We start from the raw sequence: 7,077 nt of genomic DNA, 5'->3' as shown, positions 1-7,077 counted from the left end.
TGGCGGGATGTTTTGGGGGTGGAGCGGGTCGGGGTGCATGACAATTTCTTCGAGTTGGGTGGGCATTCGATCCGGGCGGTCGCTTTGGTGGGCGCTCTCCGCAAGAACGGCTTCGACGTCGAGGCACGCGACGTCTTCGAACACGCCACCGTGGCGCGGCTGAGTGAGAGACTCGCCGGCCGGAACCGGGCGGTCGAGGAGGTCACCCCGATCGAACCCTTCGCCCTCGTCTCCGCCCACGACAGACAACGTCTGGCCGCCGACGTCGTGGACGCCTACCCCCTGGCCCAGGCCCAGCTCGGCATCCTCCTGGAGATGCTCGCCAACCAGGACCAGCACCTCTACCAGAACGTCACCTCCTTCCGCGTCCGGGACGAGCGGCCCTTCGACCGGGAGGCCTTCCGCGCCGCCGCCCGGCTGGTGACCCGTCGGCACGAGGTACTGCGCACCTCCTTCGACCTGGACGGCTACTCCGTCCCCCTGCAGCTCGTGCACACCGACGCCGAGGTCCCCCTCGACGTACGCGACTGCCGTGAGCTGACGCCGGAGGCCGTGGCCGAGCTCGTCCGCCGGCACACCGAGGCCGAGCAGCGGGCACGGCTCCCACTGGACACCGCGCCCCTCATGCGGGTCACCGTACATGTGGCGCAGGACGACGCCTGGTGGCTGTCCGTCAGTGAGAACCACGCGATCCTGGAGGGCTGGAGCCACTACTCCATGCTGATGGAGCTGCTGGAGTACTACCAGACGATCAGGGACGGTGCCGTGCCCGACCCGGCCCCGCTGCCCGCCCTGCGTTACGCCGACTTCGTGGCCGCCGAACAACGGTCGCTTGAGTCCGAGGACGACAGGGCCTTCTGGCGCGGCGTCGTCACCGACCACCCCAAACTGGCGCTCCCAGGGACCTGGGGCGACCCGGGACCGGCCGAGACCTACGAACTCACGATCTCCATCGCGGATCTCGACGACGGTCTGCGCGCCCTGGCCAGGACGTCGGGAACCTCGCTGAAGAGCGTGCTGCTTGCCGCGCACCTGAAGGTGCTGAGCCAGATCACCGACCAGGAGTCCTTCCACAGCGGTCTCGTCCTGCAGGCGCGGCCCGAGGTCGACGGCGCCGACCGGCTCTACGGCCTGTTCCTCAACACGCTCCCGTTCCCCCACACCAGGGGCGCCCGCATCTGGCGTGACCTGGTGTACGAGGTGTTCACCACCGAGACGGCCATGTGGCGGCACCGCCGGTTCCCGATGCCCGCGATCCAGCGGGAGGCCGGAGACGGCGGGCGGCTGATCGACACGATCTTCACCTTCCTCGACTTCGAGCAGGTCGACACCGAACTGGTGGAGGTGGGCGGCGCGTTGGCCGGCGGCGGCACCGAGTTCCCCCTCGCGGTTGGCGTGATCGCCGGCAACCTGGGCATCACCGCCGACACCACCGTGCTCAGCCGCGCCGACGCCGGACGCCTGGCCGCGATGTACCGGGCCGTGCTGGAGGCCATGGCGGCCGACCCCCTCGGGGACGCCCGGGCCGTCCACCTGCCGCCCGGCGAGGGCGAACCGGACACGGTCGCCGAGACGGGCCCCTACCCCACCGTGCACGAGGCGTTCGAGGCGCGCGTGCGCACCTGCCCGGACGCCGTCGCCGTCGTCAGCGGACAGGAACGGCTGACCTACCGGGAGCTCGACACCCGGGCCAACCGGCTCGCGCACCACCTGCGCGCTCTGGAGACCGGGCCGCTGGTGGGCGTGTGCCTCGACCGCGGCGCCGAACTGACGCCCACCCTGCTCGGCGTGCTGAAGTCGGGTGCGGGCTACGTGCCGCTCGACCCGGCCGTCCCCGCCGAGCGGCTTGGGCGGATGCTGTCCGACAGCGACGTCTCCGTCGTGGTCACCACCGCCGACCTGGCACCGATGATCCGCGAGGTGTTCACCGGCCGGATCGTGCCGATCGACGAGCGGAGCGCCGAGATCGGGGCCCTGCCCGGTACGCCCCCGCCTCCGTCGTCCACCGCCGGCGACATCATGTACGTGATCTACACCTCGGGCTCGACCGGCCGCCCCAAGGGGGTCTGCGTCAGCCACGCCAACGCGATGTGGCTGCTCGACGAGACCAGGACGTACCTGTCGATCGACGACGACGACGTCTTCACGCTGTTCGCCTCGTTCGCCAACGACGTGGCGGTCGGCGAGATGTTCGGCGCGCTGCTCAACGGCGGAAGGCTCGTCGTCGTCCCGCAGGAGGTCACCCGTTCTCCCGAGGACTTCCTCGACCTCCTGGTCCGCCACCGCGTCACGGTCATCGACCAGACCCCGTCGTCCCTGCGGGGCCTGGTACGGCTGGCCCAGGACGGCGATCCCAGAACGGACCGGCTCGCCCTGCGCGTCGTCCTGATCGGCGGAGAGAAACTGGAGGCGGGGGACGTGGCCGCCTGGATCGACCGGTTCGGCGTCGAACGCCCGATACTGGTCAACGTCTACGGCAACACCGAGGCGACGTCCAACTCCACCTTCCAGCGCATCACCGCCGGCACCCTGGCCGGTGGCGGCAGCCCGATCGGCGTCCCCATGCCCGGCGTGCGGATCCAGCTGCTCGACCGCGAAGGCCACCAGGTGCCCGCGGGCGTGCCCGGCGAGATCCACATCGGTGGCGCGGGGGTGTCCCTCGGCTACCTGGGCCGTCCGGGCCTGACGGCGGAGCGGTACGTGCCCGATCCGCAGGGGCCCCCGGGATCGCGCCGATACCGCACCGGTGACCTGGGGCTGCGCAGGTCCGACGGCACCATGGAGTTCCTCGGCAGAGTGGACGACCAGGTCAAGATCCGCGGACACCGGATCGAGCCGGGCGAGATCGCCGCGCTGCTGCAGGAACAGCCGGGCGTACGGCACGCCGTCGTGGTGGTCCGCGAGGACCCCCCCGGCGACAGGCGCCTCGTCGGATACGTCGTCGGGGACGAGGTCGATCCCGCGCGGCTCAGGGCGGCGCTGTCCCGATCCCTGCCCGACCACATGGTGCCCTACGCCTACGTCCGGATGGCCGAGATCCCGCTGAACCACAACGGCAAGCTCGACCACCGCGCCCTGCCCGTCCCGGACCGCGCGGCCCTGGCCACCGGCGGCGACCACGTCGCGCCGAGTACCCCGACTGAGCGCACGCTGGCGGAGATCTGGGCACGGGTGCTCGACGTCCCGGAGGTCGGGGCGCGTGACACCTTCTTCGGGCTCGGCGGCCACTCGATCCTCATGATCCAGGCGATCCGCGAGGTCAAGCAGGCCGGGCTCCCCATCTCCCTGCTGATGATGTACCAGCACGAGACCGTCGCCGACCTGGCCGCGGCCATCGACGCCGCCCCGGGCGGCGCGCGCGGCGCGACCGGCGCGGAACAGGGTCCGGTGACGGGCGAGCTCACGCTCACCCCGATCCAGCACTGGTTCCTCGCCGAGGAGGGGCACGAGGAGCCCTTCGCCCAGCGGGCACTGCTGACCGTGGAACCGGCCGCCGATCCCGACCTGCTCGGACGCGCCCTGCGTGAGCTGACGCGGCACCACGACGTGCTGCGCCTGCGCGTCGAGGACGGCCGCGGACACCTGGCCGAGGAGGCACCGGCAGGACTGCTCAGGGTCGTCGACGACCTGACCGAGCCCGGGTCCGAGCCCGCGGATCACGACCTCGCCGCCGGCAGGGTGCTGAGCGCGGCGCTGTCGCGGTCGGGCTCCCAGCTGCTGCTGAGCATCCACCACCTGGCCGTGGACATCGTGTCCTGGGCGATCCTGCTGGAGGATCTGAACACCGTCTACAGTCAGCTTGAGGCGGGCCGGCCGGTGGAACTGCCGGCCAAGACCACCTCCGTCCGGCAGTGGGCACGCGAGCTGGCCGAGTACGCCGGATCGACCGAGCTCGCGGCCCAGACGCACCACTGGCTGAGCCGCGCGCCGCTACCGGACATCCCGGTGGACAGGCCCGGCCCCAACCGCACCGCCGACGCCCGGACGCTCTTGGTCGGCCTGCCGGAGAACCTGACCTCGACCCTGCTGCACCGGGCCGGTGACACCGCGACGGCGGAGGAGACCGTGCTCGCCGCCCTCGGTCTGGCGCTGACCGGCTGGACCGGCGGCGACGGGTTCCTGGTCGAGCTGGAGGGTCACGGCCGGCAGGAGGAACTGTTCGACGGCGTGGACCTGTCCCGCACCGTCGGCTGGTTCACCAGCGTGTATCCGTTCGCGGCCTGGTTGCCGCCGGGCCGTAAACCCCAGGCGGTGCTCAGGTCGGTACGCGACCAGTTCAGGGCCGTCCCCGGCCGGGGCATCGGCCACGGCGTGTCCAGGTGGCTGTCGCCGGACGAGGACCTGGTCGAGGCCCTGGCCGCGCAGCAGCGGCCCGCCGTGCTGTTCAACTACACGGGCCAGGGCTCGGTGGGCACCCGGGGCCGGACCAGGTTCGCGCTCTCGCCGGAAGGACTCGGCAGCGTCGAGGGATCCGGAAGGCCCCGCAGCCACCTGCTGGAGGTCAACGCCGGAGTGCACCGGGACCGGCTGTACATGCACTGGACGTACTCGGCCGCCCTGCACGACGAGGAGACGGTCCGCCGGGTCGCCGACGACTGCCTGGCCCGGCTGACGGCGCTGCTCGAACCCGCGCGGCCGGTCGCGATCCCCTCCCCGCTGCCCGCGATGAGACGGCACAACGTGCCGGGGGTCGCGGTCGCGGTGATCCGGGGCCAGTCCGTCGAGGTCCACGCCCACGGCGTCCTCGCCGCCGGACAGAGCCGGGAGGTCACGCCGGACACCCTGTTCCAGGTGGGGTCGATCGGCAAGCACCTGACGGCCATCGGCGTGCTGCGACTGGTCGAGGCCGGGCTGCTCGACCTCGACGCCGACGTCAACGACCACCTGGTCTCCTGGAAACTGCCGAAGACGATCCCCGGGACGGTGACCGCCAGGTGGCTGCTGAGCCACCAGGCCGGGCTCACCCGGACCGACGAGGACGACTTCCGGCGCGGCGAACCCATGCCGGCCCTGCTCGACCTGCTGCCCGCCGTCGCAATGGAGCTGACGCCTGGTGAGCACTTCCGCAAGAGCAACGGCCACTACTGGGTGCTCGAACAGCTGATGAGCGACGTGGCGGGCGAGCCGTACCAGGAACTGATGCGCGAGCTGGTCTTCGAACCCCTGGACATGAGGGCCACCAGCTACGACCTGACCTTCCCGGAGACCTCGGGCCTGCCCGTCGCCCACGGCCACGACGAACACGGCAGGACGGTGCCCGGCGGCTGGCTGAACCGGCCCGCGCTGGCCGCGGGCAGCCTCTGGTCGACCGCGCCGGACCTTGCCAAGGTCGCCATCGCGGTACGGCGTGCCCATCTGGGGCACTCCGGCGCCGTCCTGCCGCGCGCCCTGGCGGCGGAGCTGCTCACCGTCGCCCACCGGGAGGCCCTGTACGGGCTGGGCACCTCGGTCGACGACACCGGCGGTGACATCGAGTTCGGTCACGTCGGAGAGTCCGCCGGATACCGGTCCATGATGCTCAGCCGGATCAACCGGGCCACGGGGTTCGTCGTCCTGACCAACTCCGAATCCGGCAAGGAACTGCACAAGCACGTGGCGGCGGCCATAGGCGAGCAGGAAGGCATGCGGTACGGCCAGGGCCAGGGCCGTACAGAGGCGGGTTACCGATGACACCGGAAGGGCTCGACGTGAACACAGGCGAAGCGGCGATCGAGGCCGGCGAGGCCAGGGACAAGCGCCCGCTGTTCAGGAACAGGGACTTCACCCTGCTGTGGGGCGGCGCGGCGTTCACGACCCTCGGCGCGCAGATCACCATCCTGGCCTATCCGATGCTCGTCCTGTGGGGAGGCGGCACGACCTCCGCCGCGGGGTTGGTCTCGGGCGCCGCGCTCCTGCCCTACCTGCTCGTTCAGCTGCCCGCCGGGGCCGTCGCCGACCGGTACGATCGCAGGCGCCTGATGATCATCTCGGACGTCGGGTGCCTGCTGGCGGCCTCCAGCGTGATGCTGGCGGTCTTCCTCGACCGGATCTGGCTGCCGCATCTGATGGTGGCGGCCTTCGTCCAGGGCAGCCTGGCGATCTTCTACGACCTGGCGGAACGCTCGGCCGTCAAGAACCTGGTCCGTGAGGACCAGGTTCCGGGCGCGCTGAGCCAGAACGAGGCCCGTCACCGAGCCATGATCATGCTTGGCCAGCCGCTCGGCGGGTTCCTGCTGAGCCTGGTGCGCTGGGTGCCGTTCCTGTTCACCGCGGTCGCGCACCTGGCCTCACTGCTGATGCTGCTGGCCATCCGGAGGAAGTTCCAGACCGACCGGGCGGAACAGCCCTCCGGCAGGCTGGCCGCAGACGTGGCCGAGGGCGTCACGTGGCTGTGGCGGCAGTCCTTCCTGCGCAACGTGATGCTCCTGGTCTCGGTCAGCAACCTGGTCTTCGAGGGCATGAGCCTCTCCCTCATGGTGATCGTCCGAGGCTCCGGCGGATCGCCGTCCAGCATCGGCGTCGTGGTCGCCATCAGCGGTGTCGGCGGCCTGCTCGGCGCGATGACCAGCATCTGGTGGCGGCGCAGGCTGAGCCTGCCCGCACTGATCGTGGCGGGTCTGCTGGTGTGGACCCTGTGCGTGCCGTCCCTGGCGTTCTTCAGTGATCCGGTCCTGCTGGGCGTCGTGTTCGCGTTCTGCGGATACATCGGCGGTGTCTTCAACGTCGCCGGGGGCGTGTATCTGGTCGGCCTGGCGCAGGACCACATCCTGAGCCGGGCCATCAGCGTCGCCATGCTGCTCGGCGCGGGCGCGAGCTTCCTCGGCGCGTTCGCCGGAGGGTTCGTCCTCGACGCGGCCGGTGTCGGCCGTACCGTGCTCGTCATGACCGTCCTGATGGGGAGCCTGGCTCTGGTGGCCCTGCTCAGCCCGTCGGTGCGGGCGGCCGCCCGCACCAGGGAGGGCGGCCGGCTGAGCGCCGAGGACGCCGCCGCGCTCGACTGAGCTCTTTCCCGTTTCGAGTACGGCGCCCCCGTGTTTTCCCACGGGATATAGAAGGCGTATAGCGGCCTCCCGGACGGTTGTGTCCGGCTCTCATGTG

The 7,077-nt window shown here is 71.1% G+C and carries 2 protein-coding genes; both read left to right on the top strand.

All coding sequences use genetic code 11. The features are described from left to right. Positions 1–12: 12 nt before the first annotated feature. Entirely contained in the window at positions 13–5,670 is a 5,658-nt protein-coding gene (locus ACIBVQ_RS19490) for an amino acid adenylation domain-containing protein (protein ID WP_399178940.1), read from the top strand. 17 nt (positions 5,671–5,687) lie between these two features. Beyond that, positions 5,688–6,980, top strand: coding sequence for an MFS transporter (locus tag ACIBVQ_RS19485; RefSeq protein ID WP_362772016.1), 1,293 nt, complete (start codon positions 5,688–5,690; stop codon positions 6,978–6,980). The last annotated feature ends 97 nt before the right edge of the window (positions 6,981–7,077 follow it).

Source organism: Streptosporangium sp. NPDC049376 (genome assembly GCF_044466505.1).
Taxonomy (GTDB): Bacteria; Actinomycetota; Actinomycetes; order Streptosporangiales; family Streptosporangiaceae; genus Streptosporangium.
The sequence above is the reverse complement of the archived record's forward strand: the minus strand, read 5'-3'. Positions and strand labels throughout refer to the sequence as shown.